This is a genomic window from Lelliottia sp. JS-SCA-14 (assembly GCF_035593345.1).
Classification (GTDB): domain Bacteria; phylum Pseudomonadota; class Gammaproteobacteria; order Enterobacterales; family Enterobacteriaceae; genus Enterobacter; species Enterobacter wanjuensis.
In genome coordinates this window covers 2,497,380-2,516,210 of sequence record NZ_CP141606.1, presented here as the reverse complement: position 1 = coordinate 2,516,210, position 18,831 = coordinate 2,497,380, and the positions used below count along the sequence as shown (strand labels likewise).

At 56.0% G+C, this 18,831-nt stretch carries 18 protein-coding genes; 4 read left to right on the top strand and 14 right to left on the bottom strand.

Features of this window, described 5'->3' with window-relative positions; all coding sequences use genetic code 11:
• Positions 1-33 precede the first annotated feature (33 nt).
• Genes U9O48_RS11800 through U9O48_RS11770 form a run of 7 tightly spaced genes read right to left on the bottom strand, consistent with a single transcriptional unit; the run spans position 34 to position 6,484 of the window.
• Positions 34-1,260: a Zn-dependent hydrolase gene (locus tag U9O48_RS11800; protein ID WP_324722539.1), complete on the bottom strand. Its 1,227-nt coding sequence runs from the start codon at positions 1,258-1,260 to the stop codon at positions 34-36.
• Positions 1,257-1,739, bottom strand: coding sequence for an L-2-amino-thiazoline-4-carboxylic acid hydrolase (locus U9O48_RS11795; RefSeq protein WP_095282074.1), 483 nt, complete (start codon positions 1,737-1,739; stop codon positions 1,257-1,259). Before U9O48_RS11795 ends, U9O48_RS11800 begins: the two co-directional genes overlap by 4 nt.
• A 17-nt stretch (positions 1,740-1,756) precedes the next feature.
• Complete coding sequence (locus tag U9O48_RS11790) at positions 1,757-2,914, bottom strand: branched-chain amino acid ABC transporter substrate-binding protein (RefSeq protein WP_285148848.1); 1,158 nt, start codon at positions 2,912-2,914, stop codon at positions 1,757-1,759.
• 28 nt (positions 2,915-2,942) lie between these two features.
• Positions 2,943-3,662, bottom strand: a complete 720-nt coding sequence (locus U9O48_RS11785; protein WP_324722538.1) for an ABC transporter ATP-binding protein — start codon at positions 3,660-3,662, stop codon at positions 2,943-2,945.
• Complete coding sequence (locus U9O48_RS11780) at positions 3,655-4,422, bottom strand: ABC transporter ATP-binding protein (RefSeq protein WP_324722537.1); 768 nt, start codon at positions 4,420-4,422, stop codon at positions 3,655-3,657. The genes U9O48_RS11785 and U9O48_RS11780 overlap by 8 nt, the downstream gene beginning before the upstream one ends.
• Positions 4,419-5,525 (bottom strand): branched-chain amino acid ABC transporter permease, encoded by a 1,107-nt coding sequence (locus U9O48_RS11775; protein ID WP_324722536.1) that lies wholly within the window; start codon positions 5,523-5,525, stop codon positions 4,419-4,421. Before U9O48_RS11775 ends, U9O48_RS11780 begins: the two co-directional genes overlap by 4 nt.
• Positions 5,526-5,533: 8 nt before the next feature.
• Positions 5,534-6,484 carry a branched-chain amino acid ABC transporter permease gene (locus U9O48_RS11770; protein ID WP_285144416.1) on the bottom strand — a complete coding sequence of 317 codons (951 nt, stop codon included), beginning with the start codon at positions 6,482-6,484 and terminating at the stop codon, positions 5,534-5,536.
• A 171-nt stretch (positions 6,485-6,655) separates the two neighbouring features.
• Here U9O48_RS11770 and U9O48_RS11765 point away from each other — a divergent pair, with 171 nt between their 5' ends.
• On the top strand, positions 6,656-7,594 hold the full coding sequence (locus U9O48_RS11765) for a LysR substrate-binding domain-containing protein (RefSeq protein ID WP_324722535.1): 939 nt from the start codon (positions 6,656-6,658) through the stop codon (positions 7,592-7,594).
• Here U9O48_RS11765 and U9O48_RS11760 read toward each other — a convergent pair.
• The 6 genes from U9O48_RS11760 to U9O48_RS11735 all read right to left on the bottom strand — a co-directional run bounded on the left by U9O48_RS11760 (position 7,584) and on the right by U9O48_RS11735 (position 12,846).
• Positions 7,584-8,024, bottom strand: coding sequence for a GFA family protein (locus U9O48_RS11760; RefSeq protein ID WP_282495180.1), 441 nt, complete (start codon positions 8,022-8,024; stop codon positions 7,584-7,586). The two genes, U9O48_RS11765 and U9O48_RS11760, sit on opposite strands and share 11 nt — an antisense overlap.
• 79 nt (positions 8,025-8,103) lie before the next feature.
• Positions 8,104-9,183, bottom strand: a complete 1,080-nt coding sequence (gene ompC, locus U9O48_RS11755; protein WP_285148840.1) for a porin OmpC — start codon at positions 9,181-9,183, stop codon at positions 8,104-8,106.
• 622 nt (positions 9,184-9,805) lie between these two features.
• Positions 9,806-10,684 carry an aromatic amino acid DMT transporter YddG gene (yddG, locus tag U9O48_RS11750; protein ID WP_324722534.1) on the bottom strand — a complete coding sequence of 293 codons (879 nt, stop codon included), beginning with the start codon at positions 10,682-10,684 and terminating at the stop codon, positions 9,806-9,808.
• Between the two features lie 70 nt (positions 10,685-10,754).
• Entirely contained in the window at positions 10,755-11,180 is a 426-nt protein-coding gene (gene arsC, locus U9O48_RS11745; RefSeq protein ID WP_324722533.1) for a glutaredoxin-dependent arsenate reductase, read from the bottom strand.
• 11 nt (positions 11,181-11,191) lie between these two features.
• Positions 11,192-12,481, bottom strand: a complete 1,290-nt coding sequence (locus U9O48_RS11740; protein ID WP_324722532.1) for an arsenic transporter — start codon at positions 12,479-12,481, stop codon at positions 11,192-11,194.
• A 44-nt stretch (positions 12,482-12,525) separates the two neighbouring features.
• Positions 12,526-12,846 carry a transcriptional regulator gene (locus U9O48_RS11735; protein ID WP_285144421.1) on the bottom strand — a complete coding sequence of 107 codons (321 nt, stop codon included), beginning with the start codon at positions 12,844-12,846 and terminating at the stop codon, positions 12,526-12,528.
• Positions 12,847-13,075: 229 nt separating this feature from the next.
• Between U9O48_RS11735 and fdnG the strand changes: the two genes are divergently transcribed.
• The 3 genes from fdnG to fdnI are packed head-to-tail and all read left to right on the top strand — an operon-like array spanning position 13,076 to position 17,668.
• Positions 13,076-16,123: a formate dehydrogenase-N subunit alpha gene (fdnG, locus tag U9O48_RS11730; RefSeq protein ID WP_324722531.1), complete on the top strand. Its 3,048-nt coding sequence runs from the start codon at positions 13,076-13,078 to the stop codon at positions 16,121-16,123.
• Between the two features lie 11 nt (positions 16,124-16,134).
• Positions 16,135-17,019: a formate dehydrogenase subunit beta gene (gene fdxH, locus U9O48_RS11725; RefSeq protein ID WP_282495187.1), complete on the top strand. Its 885-nt coding sequence runs from the start codon at positions 16,135-16,137 to the stop codon at positions 17,017-17,019.
• Positions 17,012-17,668, top strand: a complete 657-nt coding sequence (gene fdnI, locus U9O48_RS11720; protein WP_285144423.1) for a formate dehydrogenase-N subunit gamma — start codon at positions 17,012-17,014, stop codon at positions 17,666-17,668. The genes fdxH and fdnI overlap by 8 nt, the downstream gene beginning before the upstream one ends.
• Positions 17,669-17,851: 183 nt before the next feature.
• Here the strand turns inward: fdnI and U9O48_RS11715 are convergent, their stop codons facing one another.
• Positions 17,852-18,493, bottom strand: coding sequence for a winged helix-turn-helix transcriptional regulator (locus U9O48_RS11715; RefSeq protein WP_285144424.1), 642 nt, complete (start codon positions 18,491-18,493; stop codon positions 17,852-17,854).
• Positions 18,494-18,831: the final 338 nt, after the last annotated feature.

Here is an 18,831-nt window from a genome sequence, read left to right as displayed (position 1 = left end):
CTTACCAGGCCTACAAATCACACCCCACCCGGCTTATTTTTCGAGTGCTGCGCTCAACACACTGTGCAGCAACACGTTCGCCCCTTTCTCTGACCACTCGGGCAGGATCTTTTCCGCTTCGTTGTGGCTGATGCCTTTTTCGCAGGGAATAAAGATCATGCTCGCCGGGGCGATTTTGCTGATATAGCAGGTGTCGTGCCCGGCACCGGAAACCATCGGTTTTGCCGAATAGCCGAGGGCTTCGACCGCTTTTTCACTGCGCGCCAGACAGGCTTCATCGAACGCGATCGGCGCGTAGTCGAAGATCCGCTCAACGTTTGCCGTGACTCCTCGCGTCGCCAGCCCTTCAGCGGCTTCACGCAGCGCCACTTCCATTGCTTCCAGCACCTCGCTTTGAGGATGACGAAACTCCACGCTGCACACCACGCGCGACGGCACGACGTTGCGCGAGTTCGGCGTGATCTGCGCCATGCCGATGGTCGCGCGGCCGTCCGGTTTGTGCTGATAGCCGATCTCTTCCACCATCAGCGCCAGCTCGGCAAACGCAGTTAACGCGTCGCGGCGGCTGTGCATCGGCGTGGTGCCTGCGTGCGCGGCAAAGCCGTCCAGCGTCAGGGTAAACCAGCGCTGGCCCATCGCGGCGCGCACCAGACCGATATCAATCGCTTCGTCTTCCAGAATCGGGCCTTGCTCAATGTGCAGTTCGTAGCAGGCGTGGATCGGAAACGCGCGGGCAGGCTGGGTACCGCGATAACCGATCGAATCCAGCGATTCGCCGACGGTCACACCCGCGCTGTCCGCACGGGCGAGGGCGTATTCCTCGCTAAACTGCCCGGACCAGACGCCGGAGGCCAGCATCGCCGGGGCGAAGCGGGCGCCTTCTTCGTTGGTCCAGTTCACCAGCACGATGTCGCGCTCAGTTTCAACGCTGTTGTCGTTCAGGGTGCGCAGGACTTCCAGCCCGGCCAGCACGCCGTAGATCCCGTCGTAATTGCCGCCGAGCGGCTGGGAATCCACATGCGAGCCGGTCATTACCGGCGGCAGGGCGCGGTTTTTCCCGGCGCGTCGAATAAACATATTGCCCATGCTGTCGACGTCACAGGACAATCCCGCCTCCTGCGCCCAGTCGCGCAGCAGATTGCGCGCGATGCGGTCTTCTTCGCTCAGGGCCAGACGGGTCACGCCGCCCGCAGGCGTGCCGCCGATTTGCGCCATCATCGAAAGCGTGGTCCACAGACGCGGCGCATCGATGCGGATCATGCTTTGTCCTTTTTGGTGTGATAGCGGAAATCACAGCATTTTCCGCCCTGCATAATGGTGGTGGTACGCGTCAGTTCCACGTCCGGCGCGTAGCCGACGATGAATTTCTCATCGCGGGCGCAGGAGAGCAGGTGGCCGATCTCGCCCAGCCCCATCTCGTGATACATCTCAGCGTAGCGGCAGCGCGTCACGTTGTAGTTGTACTGCTGGTCGTCGGCGTCGATCACTTTCACGTCCAGCGCGTTATCTTTTTCCCAGAGATATTGCAGGGCGATAAAGCTTTTCACATCCGCGCCGTTCGGCTCCTGGCGGGCAAAATGCGCCCCGGCGTCAATTGCCGCCTGTTCTATCGCTTCGCCAATCACCGCCTGGGCGCGGGTTTTCCCTATCTCGCGCACCAGGATCTCGTAAATGGGTTTAATAATTTCTGCTTCTATTTTGCGGCGGGCGAGAATGCCCAGCTCATTGTTATCGCTCATCACATTGCCTCACTGCGTTACTTCGTTTTTGCGCCGCCCAGAACGGTTTGCGGCTGCCATTTCCCGTCGACCACTTTGTAAACGGTAAAGGACGGGGATTTCAGGTTGCCCTGATCGTCGAAAGCGATCTGGCCGGTGACGCCGGAATAGCTGATGGCGCGCAGGGCGGGCAGGTACTCAGACGGATCGACGGAGTCGGCTTTTTCCATTGCCGCCACCAGCACGCGGGTGGCGTCATAGGCGAACGGGGCGTGCAGTTCGATATGGGTGTGGTAGCGGGACTGGTACGCCTGCTCGAAAGCTTTGCCGCCCGGCATCTGGTCGACCGGCAGGCCTGGCTCTAACGCCACTACACCTTCGCCTTCTTTCTGGGCCAGCTGCAGGAAGGTCTGGCTGACGAAGCCGCCTGCGCCCATCAGCGTGGCGTTCATATTCAGCTGCTTGATGCGACGCGCCAGCGGAGCGGCCTGGCTGTCCACACCACCGAAGAACACCAGATCGGCGTTTTTACTGCGAATGGCGGTTAACACGGCGCTAAAGTCGACGGTTTTGTCGTCAACGTACTGACGGTCAACAATCTTCACGCCCTGTGCTTCCAGCGATTTGATGAATTCATCTGCCAGGCCCTGGCCGAAGGCGGTGCGGTCGTCGATCACCGCGATGCGTTTGGCTTTCAGGGTTTTCACCGCATATTCGCCCGCGAACTGCCCACCGTCATCGTCGTGCCCCATCACGCGGAAACTGGTGTCAAAGCCCTGTTTGGTATAGGCGTGACCGGTGGCGACAGGCGCGACCTGGGCGATCCCGGCGTCATGATAGACACGCGCCGCCGGAATGCTGGTCCCGGTGTTCCAGTGGCCGACCACACCTGCCACGCCGCTGTCGACCAGACGCTGCGCGACGGCCACGGCGGTGCGCGGGTCGGACTGGTCATCTTCGGACTGCAGTTTGAAGGTCACCGCTTTGCCGCCGATGGTCGGGTGCTGTTTGTTGATGTCATCGATCGCCAGCTGTGCGCCGTTCTCCAGATCCTTCCCGATACGCGCGGAAGGGCCGGTGAGCGGGCCTGCCAGGCCGATGATGACGGTTTCGCTCTGGGCCGCCCATGAGGCGGAGGAGGCAAAACCACTGAGCAAAAGCGCGGCGCTGAGCGCACTGATTTTTAAGGTTTTCATTATAATTTCCCTGGTGTTGGTTGGTGTGTTAAACGGGCATTTCGCCCAAATAAATCTGTGCAATCTGGTCGTCATCGAGCAGCGCTTTTGATTCGCCGTGATGCACGATGCTGCCGCTGTCCATCACCCAGGCCTGGTCCGTCACTTCCAGCGCCAGCCGGGCGTTTTGTTCGATCAGCAGCAGGGCCACGCCGCGTTCGCGCAGCCCTTTGATAACCTGAAAAATGTTCTCGACCATTTTCGGAGCCAGCCCCATCGACGGCTCATCGAGGATCAGCAGGCGCGGACGGCTGAGCAGGGCGCGGTTCAGCGCCAGCAGCTGCTGTTCACCGCCGGAAAGCAGCCCGGCGAGCTGATGTTGACGTTCGCCGAGGCGAGGGAAACGGTCGAAAATCGCGTCCATTTCGCTTTTTACTGTGACAGTGTCACGGCGCAGCCAGGCGCCCATCTGTAAATTCTCCAGCACCGTCATGCGGGCGAAGATGCCACGACCTTCCGGGACCATCACCAGCCCGTCGCGCAGCAAGGCTTCGGACTTGCGTTTGCGCACCGGCTGGCCGTTAAACAGAATGTTGCCGCCGAAGTTTTCCAGCCCGGTGATGGCGCGCACGGTTGAGCTTTTGCCCGCGCCATTAGCACCAATCAGCGTTGCCTGTTCGCCCTCCTGCAGGGTGAACGACACGCCGCGCACTGCCTGGATCCCGCCGTAATGCACGTCCAGGCGTTCGACTTTGAGTAATTCAGACATGGGCGTTGCCTCCAAGCCAGGCAGCGATCACCGCCGGGTCTCGCCGTACCGTGTCGGGCGTGCCGACGGCCAGGGTTTTGCCGTAATCCAGCACCGTAAGGCGGTCGCAGATCCCCATCACCAGCTTAACGTCGTGCTCTATCATCAGCAGCGTTTTGCCGTCGTCCCGAATGCGGGTGAGCAGTTCGCCGAGGGCGTTTTTTTCTGCGGCATTCATGCCCGCAGCCGGTTCATCGAGCGCCAGCAGCAGCGGGTCGGTCGCCAGCGCGCGGGCGATCTCCAGTCGACGCTGATGGCCGTATGCCAGGTCGCAGGCGCGATAGTGGGCGAATCGGGCGATTCCGGTATACTCCAGCCAGTGCCAGGCCAGCTCGCGGGTTTGTGCCTCCTCATCGCGGGCGCGTTGATGGCGCGATAGTGCCGCCCAGAGCCCGTTGCGGGTGCGCACGTGGCGACCGACCATCACGTTCTCCAGCACCGACATTTCGTTAAACAGACGCACGTTCTGAAAAGTGCGCGCGATACCGGCGGCAGTGACTTTGTCGATCTGCTTCGGGAAATAGGGTTTATCGGCAATCGAAAACTCGCCGCTATCCGCCGGATAGAGGCCGGTGATCAGGTTAAAACAGGTGGTTTTGCCTGCGCCGTTGGGGCCGATCAGACCGTAGATTTCGCCTTTATGAATGGAGAGCGAAACGTCGTCCACGGCGGTCAGGCCACCAAAGCGTTTAGACATATTACGCACGGTTAACAGGCTCATGCGTTGACCTCCTTGTGACGGACCGGCCAGATTCCGGACGGGCGCAGGAGCATCACCAGCACCAGCGCCAGGCCGTAGAACAGCTGACGCAGAATTTCCGGGTCGATCAGCACGGTGCCAAACAGCGCCTGCTGAACGGGTGCCGCCTGGCTGCGCAGGATTTCCGGCAGGGCGGTCAGGAGCACCGCGCCGAGGATCACGCCAGGGATGTGGCCCATCCCGCCGAGTACCACCATCGCCAGCACGGCAATGGACTCTTGCAGGGTGAAGGATTCTGGCGACACGAAGCCCTGGAAAGCACCGAACAACGCACCTGCCACGCCGCCAAAGGAGGCGCCCATCGCAAAGGCCAGCAGTTTATAGTTACGCACGTTGATGCCCATCGCGCGGGCCACGTCCTCATCTTCACGAATGGCATGCCACGCCCGGCCAATGCGCGAGTGTTGCAGGCGCAGGCAGACAAAAATAATCAGCACAATCACCAGCATCAGCAGGTAGTACCACAGCCACAGAGCCGGGACTTTCATGCCAAACCAGTGATAGACGCCGCTAAATTTCAGGCCAAACAGATTGAGGGTATCGACGCCGGTTATGCCTTTCGCACCGTTGGTGATATTCACCGGGCGGTCGAGATTGCGCATCAGAATGCGGATGATCTCCCCGAAGCCGAGGGTGACAATCGCCAGATAGTCGCCGCGCAATTTTAGCGTCGGCGCGCCGAGGATAATGCCGCACACCGCCGCGACCAGCGCCGCCAGCGGAATAATCAGCAGATACGAAGTGTGCAGCCCGTCCGGGAACCAGACGCTGAGGATCGGGAAGACCTCCAGCAGATGCGGGGAGGCCAGCAGCGCTGCCAGATAGGCCCCGACCGCGTAAAAGGCGATAAAGCCCATATCCAGCAGGCCGGTGTAGCCGACGACGATGTTCAGCCCGAGCGCCAGCATGATGTACAGCAGCGCAAAGTCGATCACGCGCACCCAGTAGTTGCCGCCGATCTGGCTGGCGACTATCGGCGCAACCAGCAGGGCGATGACGAACAGCGTCATGCCGGACCAGAAGCGGCGCGAAGAGGCAGGAGCCTGGAGTGAAGTGGTTGTCATAATTTCCCCTACGCCCTGTGCGCCACGCGTTCGCCCAGCAGACCTGCCGGACGGAATACCAGTACCAGAATCAGCACGATGAAGGCGAAGACGTCCTGATAGTTACTCCCGAACACGCCATTTGTCAGTTCACCCAGATAGCCTGCGCCCAGCGCTTCGATGATCCCGAGTAAAATCCCGCCGATCATCGCGCCGCGAATATTGCCGATCCCGCCCAGCACGGCGGCAGTGAAGGCTTTGATGCCGGGCAGAAAGCCCATCGAGAAACTGGCGTTGCCGTAGTTGCTGGCCATCATCACCCCTGCGAGGGCCGCGAAGATGCCGCCGATGGCGAAGGTGAGGGTGATAATGGCGTTGGGGTTGACGCCCATCAGCGTGGCGACGCGCGGGTTTTCCGCCACCGCGCGCATCCCGCGTCCAAGACGGGTGTATTCCACGAGCAGCCACAGGCCGATCATCACGATCAGCGCCAGCGACACGGTGACGATGCCTGTGACCGTCACAATGGCCGGAGGATGGTCAACGCTGCCCGAGGTGACGGAAATCGCGTCCATCGGCAGGATTTGTGGGAACATCAGCGGGTTGCGCGTCCAGATAATCATCGCCACGGTTTGCAGCAAGACGGAGACGCCAATCCCGGAGATCAGCGGCGCCAGACGCGGGGCGTTGCGCAGGCGGCGGTAGGCGAAGCGCTCCACCGCCATCGCCAGCAGGGCGCAGACGGCCATGGCAATGACCAGCGCAAAGCCGAGCTGCAATAGCTGCGGCATGTGTGGGAATGTGCTGTTCAGCGCGTTCAGGGCCGACAGCGTGGTGAGCGCGCCGACCATCAAAATGTCGCCATGGGCGAAGTTAATGATGCGCAAAATGCCATACACCATCGTATAGCCCAGCGCGATCAGCGCGTAGATGCTGCCCAGCATCACGCCATTGATCAGTTGTTGTATCAGTGTATCCAATGTGTTTACCCGACAGATTGCTCTTTCAGCGGGTAACATCCGACAATTGAATTAAATTGTAAAATACGCATATATTATTTCTTATGATATTTCGAGATTGATTTATCACAATGATTTTAAAGAGAATAGTTAATCGTCATTTGGACAGAAAGAGACCAATAAAATCAACATATGAATAAAACAGAACAATCACTCCAGCTGCCTGCGTATGCGGAAAGCCGTCTGGCGAACGATCCGCCCCTGCGGGCCGTGCGCGCTTTCGAGGCGATCGCCCGCCTGGGGAGCGTCACCCTGGCGGCGCAGGAGCTGGCGATATCGCCCTCTGCCGTGAGCCATCAGCTCAAGGTGCTGGAAGGGTATCTGCAAATGCCGCTCACGGAGCGTCAGGGGCGCAGGCTGATCCTGAGCCAGCAGGGGCGTGACTATTACCGCTCGATCCGCGCGGCGTTTAACGTCCTGCGCCAGGCGACGGAGCATCTGGTGGAGCAGGCCCAGACGCGTCAGGTGACCATCAGCCTGATCCCGCTGTTTGGCATGGGCTGGTTTATTCCGCGTCTGCCCGCGTTTATGCGCGCCAACCCGCAGACGGAAATTAACGTCGTGTATGCCAACCATCGCAACTATCTCAGCGACGCGTCGGATATGTCGATTCGCTTTGGTAACGGCCAGTGGGCGGGGTATCAGAGCGAAAAACTGATTTCCGGGCAGATGGTGCCGGTGTGCAGCCGGGCGTTTTTGCGCATTCACGGGCATATCGACACCCCGGAACAGCTGCTGCAAATGCCGCTTCTGCACGATGAAGAGCGCAGTACCTGGCAACAGTGGTTTATCCAGCAGGGCGTGAAACGGACAGCGCGCAAGAGTGGTCCGCTGTTTGAGGATGGATTACTGACTCTGGCGGGCGTTCAGGCGGGGCTCGGCTGTGCGCTTATGCGCGAGCCGCTGATCGCGCCCTATCTGGAGAGCGGCGAGCTGGTGAAAATCTTCGATGCTCCCATCGATGACGGGCGCGATTATTATCTGTGCGTCCGTCAGGATTCGGACATGACCGAGGATGGCAAACTGCTGCAAGCCTGGCTCCGCCGCGCGGCGGGCAGCGTTACGGTGTAAACGAGCAGTGCTTATCCAGGGCTTCGATTTCGGTGCCGCTGAATCGGGCGTACTGGCCGGTGAGGCGCCAGAAGGCCGGTTGCGTTTCCGTATAGATTTCGGCGGCCAGCACCAGGCGACGACGATCGTCTTCGTTCAGCTCGAGCAGCGTCCAGGGGACAAAATAGCGCCCGGTGGGGGTGAGTTCAAACCACAGCGGACAGCCGCAGCCGGGGCAGAACCAGCGTTCACCGCGCGCGGAAGATGAGAAGTGCGAAGGGGCAATCGAACCGCTTTCGACAATGGGTTCGCCCTGGGTTTCCAGATACATGGCAATACCGCCCGACCACTTCTGACAGTTGGTGCAGTGGCAGGCATAGACATCGAGCGCTTCGATGTTGACGCTAAAATGGCTCATCCCGCACAAGCAGCGTCCCGTATAGAGATGCATGGCGTACTCCTTTATCACGCCTGATGACTGCGATAAAAAAAGCCAGCCGCAAGGGCTGGCTTTTTTAACAGACAAATTCTTAGAACTGGTAGGTCAGACCCAGTGCAACGATGTTGTCGGTCGCGATTTTCGCATCGTTGGTGAATTTGTTGTCATCCAGCAGGTTGATTTTGTAGTCAACGTAGGTGGACATGTTTTTGTTGAAGTAGTAAGTGGTGCCCACTTCGATGTACTCAACCAGATCCTGGTCGCCGTAGTTGTTGATATCTTTACCTTTGGATTTCAGGTAAGCGATAGACGGACGCAGGCCGAAGTCGAACTGGTACTGTGCAACCACTTCGAAGTTCTGAGCTTTGTTCGCAATATGGTCAGCACCGAATACGGTCATGTTGCGGGTTTCAGAGTAGGTGGTTGCCAGGTAGATGTTGTTCGCATCGTATTTCAGGCCAGCAGCCCATACTTCTGCATTGTCACCGGACGCGTTCAGGTCGTTCAGTGCCGCAGCGCGAACCTGATCGTCGGTACGGTCAGATTTCGCATAGGTTGCACCCACGCCGAAACCGTCCATTTCATAGGTAGAAGACAGACCCCAGCCATCGCCGTTCGCTTTGGTCACGTCGTCACGGTCATTTTTGCCCTGGTACTGTGCAGCAAAGTTCAGGCCATCAACCAGACCGAAGAAGTCAGTGTTACGGTAGGTTGCAACGCCGGTAGTACGGCCGGTCATGAAGACGTCAGTCTGAGTCCAGGTGTCTCCGCCGTATTCTGGCAGAACGTCGGTCCATGCGCCGATGTCGTAAGCCACACCGTAGTTACGACCGTAGTCGAAAGAACCAAATTCGTTGAATTTCAGGCCAGCGAACGCCAGACGGGTTTTGTTGCCTTTATCGCCGTTGGATTCGTCGTTGTTGCCTTTGAACTCATATTCCCACTGGCCGTAACCGGACAGCTGGTCGTTGATCTGAGTTTCACCTTTGAAGCCCAGACGCACGTAAGTTTTGTCGCCGTCGTTGCTGGTGTCGTCAGAGAAATAGTGCAGACCTGTTACTTTACCGTACAGATCCAGCTTGTTACCGTCTTTGTTAAAGACTTCAGCCGCGTTTACCGCGCCTGCAGCCAACATTGTAGTCACTGCCACTGCAACTAATTTAAGTTTCATTTTAATAATCCTTATAATTTTCTTTGGCTATCTGCCTTTGCCATTAATAAACGATTTCTAAACGAGGTCGTTCGTCAATGGCATGCTATTTTTAAGAATGTTGTAGCCTCATTTCAATAATAAGTTTCAAAACATTGCTGATAATTTCAATTAGTGTGACGTGGGTCCGATAAAACGGCCCATATTACGCGGAATTGATTAATTATTATTCTGATATTGAGTATTTTCTTAGAAAAATAATATGGCATCGCATAGTTTTAGTGGGGTTTTATTTATCAGGGGGATTATCAATCATTGCGGATGTATGGCGGTTTAAAAATAAGCTGTGTAAACGGTAAATCAGTGGGTTACGTAGTTAGCGTTGATATAACAGACAGCTAATGGTGAAATATTCAGACATAAACTATTGCAGCGTAGGTTATATCTCCGGGGATTATTAGAGGCTAACTAATCCCGCTGCGTTGTCAATTTGTGTCAATATAAATGTAAAAGGAAGTTTCAGGGCGGAGAGATATAAACAGAATTTAAATGTAAACACTATGTTAATTATAAATAACCGGAGGCGGGATCACATTTTATTTGGATGAGAAATACAGCAGGGGGATAATCCCCCTGAAAACGGTTATTTTCGCGTCGCATACCAGCACAGCAACGAGCCCGCGCACACCATCAGCGCCCCTTGCCAGAAGCTGAACGAAAGCGGGGCGTTGAGCAGCACGGCGGCCAGCGCAGCGGAGAGGACCGGTGTGAAATAAGAGACGGTGGCGAGCACAGAGACATTCCCGTGCAGAATACCAATATTCCACGAAGCGTAACCGAATCCAAGCGCAATCCCGCACATCAGCAGTTTAATCACCACCGGTACGCTAAATACCATTTCCGGCTGATCGCTAAACAGATATTTCATCCACAGCGCCAGCGCGGTGAGTAAAACGAACAGCGTAATACCGTTCTGACCTTTGGCATATTTACTGGTCACCGTGCAGTACGCCGCCCAGATAAATGCCCCGGCAAATGCCAGTCCGTAGCTCAGCGGATTGGAGATCACATTGGCGGTAATTTCATCGATATGCAGACCATTCTCACCGCCTAATACCCAGCAAACGCCGAGCAGCGCGAGCAATAATCCAGGGATAATCCACAGGTTCGATTTTTGACCGTTAAACAAAATAGCGAACACAATCGTCAGGCTCGGCCAGAGATAATTCACCATTCCGACTTCAATCGCCTGATGGCGGGTATTGGCGTAACCCAGCGAAAGCGCGAGACATATTTCGTAGCTGACAAATAAGACGCTGCCCGCAATAAGATAGCGGGGTGAGAAGCGTCTGATATCCGGAAAACCCACGGTGACTAAACAGAGTAACCCGCTGAGGGTGTAAATCATTGCCGCACCACCGACGGGCCCCAGTCCTTCGCTCACGCCGCGAATGAGCCCGACCATCGTACTCCACAGCACAATAGCGGCGAGTCCCGTCAGTGTTGCTCTTTTCCTGTCCATTATTTCCCCAAAGACTTGTTCATCCAGGGGCAATTTTATAGCACTGTTTCAGGCGCTTGCGCGAATGAATCTAGCGGACCCGTTTGCCAGACGCATCAACGACTTTCTCACCGTCCTCTTTGGTGAACGCCCCTTGCTGAGTTTGCGGCAGAATATCCAGCACCACTTCCGAAGGTCGACACAGACGAGTGCCAAGCGGCGTCACCACAATCGGACGGTTGATCAGAATAGGGTGCTGGAGCATAAACCCGATCAGCTGTTCATCCGTAAAACGCGCATCGGCAAGATTCAGCTGTTCATAGGGCTCAACGTTTTTGCGCAGCAGTGCGCGCACAGGAATGCCCATGTCGGCGATCAGTTTCACCAGCTCATCGTGCGACGGCGGGGTGTCGAGATAGTAAATGATGGTCGGTTCAATGCCGCTATTGCGGATCATCTCCAGGGTGTTGCGCGACGTGCCGCAGGCCGGGTTGTGATAGATAGTAATGTTGCTCATAGGATATCTCATTACGCAGTGACAGAGAGCCGCAACGCCAGCGCGGCCAGAGTGACGAACAGGACCGGCAGGGTCATGACAATGCCGGTACGGAAATAATAGCCCCAAGTGATGGTCATATTTTTCTGGGAAAGCACGTGCAGCCACAGGAGCGTAGCCAGACTACCAATCGGGGTGATTTTCGGACCTAAATCGCAGCCGATGACGTTGGCATAGATCATCGCCTCTTTAATGACGCCCGAGGCGCTGCTGGCGTCTATCGACAAGGCGCCAATCAGGACCGTCGGCATATTGTTCATGATGGACGACAAAAAAGCGGTCAGGAAACCGGTGCCGAATGTCGCTGCCCATACACCTTTATCGGCGAGGAGATTCAGCAATCCGGAGAGGTATTCCGTCAGGCCAGCGTTGCGCAGACCATAAACCACCAGGTACATCCCCAGCGAGAAAATGACGATTTGCCACGGTGCGCCGCGCAGAACTTTCCCGGTGTTAATCCCGTGACCTTTTTTAGCGACAGCGAACAGCACCGCCGCGCCGGTGGCGGCAATCGCGCTGACGGGGATCCCCAGCGGCTCCAGCACGAAGAAGCCAACCAGCAGAGCCACCAGCACAACCCAGCCCTTTTTGAAGGTGGCCGGGTCTTTAATCGCGCTGGCGGGAGTTTTCAGCAACGCCACGTCATAGGTCGCCGGAATGTCCTTGCGGAAAAAGAGATGCAGCATTGCGAGCGTGGCGGCGATCGCGGCGAGATCGACGGGGAGCATGATGGACGCATAGTCGGTAAACCCAAGCTGGAAGAAATCCGCCGAAACGATATTCACCAGGTTAGAGACGATAAGCGGCAGGCTGGCGGTGTCGGCGATAAACCCGGCGGCCATCACGAAGGCCAGCGTCGTACCTCGGCTGAAGCCGAGGGCATGCAGCATGGCAATCACGATCGGGGTCAGGATCAGCGCGGCACCATCGTTAGCAAACAGTGCCGCGACCGCCGCGCCGAGCAGCACAATCCAGGTGAAGAGCAGGCGTCCACGTCCGTTTCCCCAGCGGGATACATGCAGCGCCGCCCATTCGAAAAAGCCGGACTCGTCGAGCAGCAAACTGATAATAATCACCGCAATAAAGGTTGCCGTCGCATTCCAGACGATATTCCAGACTACCGGAATATCACCGACGTGAATAACGCCGAACATCAGCGCCAGCGCCGCGCCAATACTCGCGCTCCAGCCAATACTCAGTCCCCTGGGCTGCCAGATGACCAGGATCAGCGTCAGGACAAAAATACTCCCTGCCAGTAACATGTGTGACTCCAACAGATATGTTTTAAAGAATGTGTTTATTTCAGTCAGCAAGACGATGACGAAGATTTTGCCAGCCACGCGCGGACATCATCCCGCAGACATAGCCAGCTTGACGTAATGGTTTCCGCCGCCCAGGCAGGCATGTGCGGGGATAAGCGGTAGTGGATCCATTTCCCTGCGCGGCGGTCAATCACCAGCCCTGACTCGCGTAAAATCGCCATGTGGCGCGATATTTTTGGCTGCGACTGCCCGGTGGCCCCGCAGAGATCGCAGACGCACAGCTCACCGGATTCCCGCAGAAGCATGACGATCGCCAGACGGGTTTCATCCGACAGAATTTTGAACAGCTGAACGGGATGTTGCATGTGTTTGCCCAGATGAGTTTGAATACACATATGGTAAATCATATGTGTACTATTGAAAACCCACTTTCATCAAAGAACATATAAGAAGCTAACCCTAAAGGATTACGCGAAGCCGCCAGGGCGGACTATTAAGGGGGCGAAGATCGAGGAGATTGATTTGACGCAAAAAAATCAGGGGCTTTGCTGATAGTTTGCGGCGCGAAGTCTCCTGAAAATAACGAGGACAACGATGGACGTCAGCCGCAGAAAGTTTTTTAAAATCTGCGCGGGCGGTATGGCCGGAACCACAGCTGCGGCGTTGGGCTTTATGCCTAAAATCGCGCTGGCTCAGTCGCGCAACTACAAATTACTGCGCGCGAAAGAGATCCGTAACACCTGCACATACTGCTCCGTGGGATGTGGGCTATTGATGTATAGCCTGGGCGATGGCGCGAAAAACGCCAAAGAAGCGATTTACCATATTGAAGGGGACCCGGATCATCCGGTGAGCCGCGGGGCACTTTGCCCGAAAGGCGCAGGCCTGCTGGACTATGTCCACAGCGACAACCGCCTGCGTTACCCGGAATATCGCGCGCCTGGCTCTGACAAATGGCAGCGTATCTCCTGGGATGATGCCTTCACCCGCATCGCCAAATTAATGAAAGCCGACCGCGACGCCAACTTCGTCGAGAAGAACGCGCAGGGCGTGACCGTGAACCGCTGGCTTTCCACCGGGATGCTCTGCGCATCTGCGGCAAGTAATGAAACCGGCATGCTGACGCAAAAATTTGTGCGCTCACTCGGCATGCTGGCGGTAGACAACCAGGCGCGCGTCTGACACGGACCAACGGTAGCAAGTCTTGCTCCAACATTTGGTCGCGGTGCGATGACCAACCACTGGGTTGATATCAAAAACGCTAACGTCGTGGTGGTGATGGGCGGTAACGCCGCTGAAGCCCATCCGGTGGGATTCCGCTGGGCGATGGAAGCGAAAAACAACAATGATGCGACGCTGATCGTCGTCGATCCACGCTTTACGCGTACGGCATCGGTGGCGGATATCTATGCGCCGATTCGTTCCGGTACGGACATTACGTTCCTGTCTGGCGTGCTGCTGTATCTGATCGAAAACAACAAAATCAACGCCGAATACGTCAAACACTACACCAACGCGAATCTGCTGGTGCGGGAAGACTTTGCCTTTGATGACGGGCTGTTCAGCGGCTTTGACGCGGAAAAACGTCAGTACGACAAATCCTCCTGGAACTATCAGTTCGATGAAAACGGCTTTGCGAAACGCGATGAAACCCTGACCGATCCGCGCTGCGTGTGGAACTTGCTGAAACAGCACGTTTCTCGCTATACGCCGGAGGTGGTGGAAAACATCTGCGGTACGCCAAAAGCCGACTTCCTGAAAGTGTGTGAAGTGCTGGCCTCCACCAGCGCGGCGGATCGTACCACCACCTTCCTCTACGCCCTGGGCTGGACGCAGCACACCGTCGGTGCGCAGAACATTCGTACCATGGCGATGATCCAGCTGTTGCTCGGCAATATGGGCATGGCAGGCGGCGGCGTGAACGCCCTGCGCGGACACTCCAATATTCAGGGCTTAACGGATCTGGGGCTGCTCTCCACCAGCCTGACCGGCTATCTGACGCTGCCATCGGAAAAACAGACGGATCTCCAGACCTATCTGACCGCCAGTACGCCAAAAGCGACGCTGCCGGACCAGGTGAACTACTGGAGCAACTATCCGAAGTTCTTCGTCAGCCTGATGAAATCTTTCTACGGCGATGCGGCGCAGAAAGAGAACGACTGGGGCTTTGAGTGGTTGCCGAAATGGGACCAGGCTTACGACGTCATCAAGTATTTCAACATGATGGATAAGGGTAACGTCACGGGCTACATCTGCCAGGGCTTCAACCCGGTGGCGTCCTTCCCGGACAAAAACAAAGTCGTGCGCAGTTTGAGCAAGCTCAAGTACATGGTGGTGATCGATCCGCTGGTGACCGAAACCTCCAACTTCTGGCAGAACCACGGCGAGATGAACGATGTCGATCCGGCGTCGATTCAGACCGAAGTGTTCCGCCTGCCGTCGACCTGTTTCGCGGAAGAAGATGGTTCTATTGCCAACTCGGGCCGCTGGCTGCAGTGGCACTGGAAAGGCCAGGACGCACCGGGCGAAGCGCGCAACGACGGCGAAATTCTGGCCGGGATTTACCACCGTCTGCGCGATATGTATCGCACTCTGGGCGGTAAAGGCGTAGAGCCGCTGCTGAAAATGAGCTGGAACTACAAGCAGCCAGATCATCCGGAATCGGAAGAGATTGCCAAAGAGAACAACGGTGTTGCGCTGGCGGATCTCTATGATCCGAACGGCAATCTGCTGGCGAAAAAAGGTCAGCTGCTGAACAGCTTTGCGCTGCTGCGCGATGACGGCACCACCGCGTCCTCCTGCTGGATTTACGCCGGGAGCTGGACCGAGCAGGGCAACCAGATGGCCAACCGCGACAACGCCGATCCGTCAGGGTTAGGCAATACGCTCGGCTGGGCATGGGCGTGGCCGCTCAACCGCCGCGTGCTGTACAACCGTGCCTCTGCGGACATCAACGGCAAGCCGTGGGATCCAAAACGCAGTCTGATCGAATGGAACGGCACGAAGTGGGCGGGGAACGATATCCCGGACTTCAACACCGCGCCGCCGGGCAGCAAAACCGGGCCGTTCATCATGCAGCCGGAAGGTCTGGGGCGTCTGTTTGCCCTCGACAAACTGGCGGAAGGGCCGTTCCCGGAACACTACGAGCCGATGGAAACGCCGCTCGGCACCAACCCGCTGCACCCGAACGTGGTGTCGAGTCCGGTGGTTCGCCTGTACGAAGACGATGCGTTGCGCTTAGGCAAGAAAGATAAGTTCCCGTACGTCGGGACCACCTATCGTCTGACCGAGCATTTCCACACCTGGACCAAGCACGCGCGGCTCAACGCCATCGCTCAGCCGGAACAGTTTGTCGAAATTAGCGAAACCCTCGCGAAGTCGAAAGGCATCACCAACGGCGATCGTGTGAAGGTGAGCAGCAAACGCGGCTTTATTCGCGCGGTGGCGGTCGTGACGCGTCGTCTGCAGACGCTCAACGTCAACGGCCAGCAGGTGGAGACCGTTGGGATCCCGCTGCACTGGGGCTTTGAAGGGGTGGCGCAAAAAGGCTATCTCGCCAACACCCTGACGCCAAACGTCGGCGATTCCAACTCGCAAACGCCGGAATATAAAGCGTTTCTGGTCAACATCGAGAAAGCGTAAGGAGCGATCGAATGGCAATGGAAACACAAGACATTATCAAACGCTCCGCCACCAACGCCATGACGCCCGCGCCTCGTGCGCGGGATTACAAAGCGGAAGTGGCCAAGCTGATTGATGTCTCCTCCTGCGTGGGCTGCAAAGCCTGCCAGGTGGCCTGTTCGGAGTGGAACGATATCCGCGACGAAGTGGGGCACTGCGTGGGGGTTTACGATAACCCGGCCGATCTGAGCGCCAAATCCTGGACGGTGATGCGCTTTAGCGAAACCGAGCAGAACGGCAAGCTGGAGTGGCTGATCCGCAAAGACGGCTGCATGCACTGCGAAGATCCGGGCTGTCTGAAAGCGTGCCCGTCCGCGGGTGCGATTATTCAGTACGCCAACGGTATCGTCGATTTTCAGCAGGATAATTGTATCGGCTGCGGGTACTGCATCGCCGGGTGTCCGTTCAACGTGCCGCGTCTGAACAAAGATGATAACCGGGTATACAAATGCACCCTGTGCGTGGACCGCGTCAGCATCGGGCAGGAGCCTGCCTGCGTGAAGACCTGTCCGACCGGCGCGATTCATTTCGGTACCAAGAAAGAGATGCTCGACGTGGCGCAAGAGCGCGTCGATAAGCTCAAAGCGCGCGGGTACGACAACGCGGGGATTTACAACCCGCAGGGCGTCGGCGGTACGCACGTGATGTACGTTCTGCATCACAACGACCAGCCGGAGCTGTATCACAATCTGCCGAAAGAACCGGCGATCGACACCTCGATCAACCTGTGGAAAGGGGCGCTGAAACCGCTCGCGGCAGCCGGTTTTATCGCCACCTTCGCCGGGCTGATTTATCACTACATCGGTATCGGACCGAACAAAGAGGTGGATGACGACGAGGAGGAGCATCATGAGTAAGTCGAAGATGATTGTGCGCACGAAGTTTGTCGACCGCGCCTGTCACTGGACGGTGGTCATCTGCTTCTTCCTGGTGGCAGTGTCCGGGATTTCGTTCTTCTTCCCGACGTTACAATGGCTGACCGAAACCTTCGGCACACCGCAGATGGGGCGTATTCTGCATCCGTTCTTCGGCGTGCTGATCTTCGTGGTGCTGATGTTCATGTTCGTGCGCTTTGTGCATCACAACATCCCGGACAAGCAGGATATTCCGTGGCTGAAAGGGATTGTCGAAGTGCTGAAGGGCAACGAGCACAAAGTCGCGAAAGTCGGCAAGTACAATGCCGGACAGAAGATGATGTTCTGGACCATCATGAGCATGATTTTTGTGCTGCTGGTGACCGGGGTGATTATCTGGCGTCCGTACTTTGCGCATTACTTCCCGATTCAGGTGATTCGCTACAGCCTGCTGATCCATGCGACCGTCGCCATCATTCTTATCCACGCCATCCTGATCCATATGTATATGGCGTTCTGGGTGAAGGGGTCGATTAAAGGGATGATCGAAGGGAAGGTGAGCCGCCGCTGGGCGCAAAAACACCACCCGCGCTGGTATCGTGAGGTCGAAAGACTGGAAGCGAAAAAAGAGAGTTCGGAAGGGATGAAGTAAGTTTTATCCCCGCACGGGAGATGACTACCGTGCGGGGATAAGAGATACAGAGAATAGGCTTTAAAAATAATAAATTAAAACCGGTATTCTCGATAAAAACGTTTCATGCTTTGGTTGTATTGAAAAAATAATCCAATAAGATTTAACTTAAATCCACGTAATAAACAGTCATTTATCTTTGTTTTAATACTTCGCGGGCAGGGATGTCATGCCTTTTAAAATCCCATTCTCTAATACGATATATCCTCCAGCCTTCAGCTGAGCGAGGATACGCATAATGCCGCTGCGTGAAAGCTGCGTTTTACTGCGAATATATTTTTCTGCCGTAATGTTTTCTCGGATACTTTCAGGCGAGTCCATCAACTCAAGTAATTGAAAACGAATGGCTTCATAGGCATTTGTCGGCGTGACGTGAGTCATATGCACGAACAACGAACTCACCATAATCTGCATATGTTTGGCGAAGAGATCCCACAGATTATGCTTCTCCACGATCTTCATCAGCTCGTCATACTCCAGAACTGCAATTTCAGAGACAGCGGCCACCCGGAAAGAGAGCTCCATATTCCCGGTTTCCGGGACAATCCCGCGGATGCAAGGGGCTTCAAAAGCGCCTAACAATACGTCCTCTGGCTGACGATAAAGATGAATAATTCCCGTGCGCACGAGATAGCAATATCGTTTTTCCTGCGCATTAAACCTAAACCACGTACCGACAGGCTGGGTTTTATACTTTACATAGGGCTCAAGTGCGTTAAGAAACGTGCTGACATAGGGTGAACGTATAAGGTTAAGCGAGGGCGGTGGGACGGTTTTTTTTGTCATGATTGCAAATTTGATTAAAATATTATTTAAAGACTATAGCATAGTCTCCAGACAGCAACAATTAGCACCCTTACGCGTTCGAAGCTGGGTATCTTTTAGAGCGGATAACGTGTTGAAAGGCCGGGCGTAGCAGAGGTTTTCAGGAAAATCCACCTTAAGTCGCGATAAAAATCTTGTCACTATCATATGAAAAATAAGCAGAAATTGCTTTGTGGGTGAGGGTCTACTTTTAGACTCTGGCTCCATGGCAAGATTATTTGTTTTCTATCAAAATGGCCTCCGTCGAAATGATAAAGTTTTTAGCAATTAATTTTGCTTTTCTTTTTGGCGTACCGAGA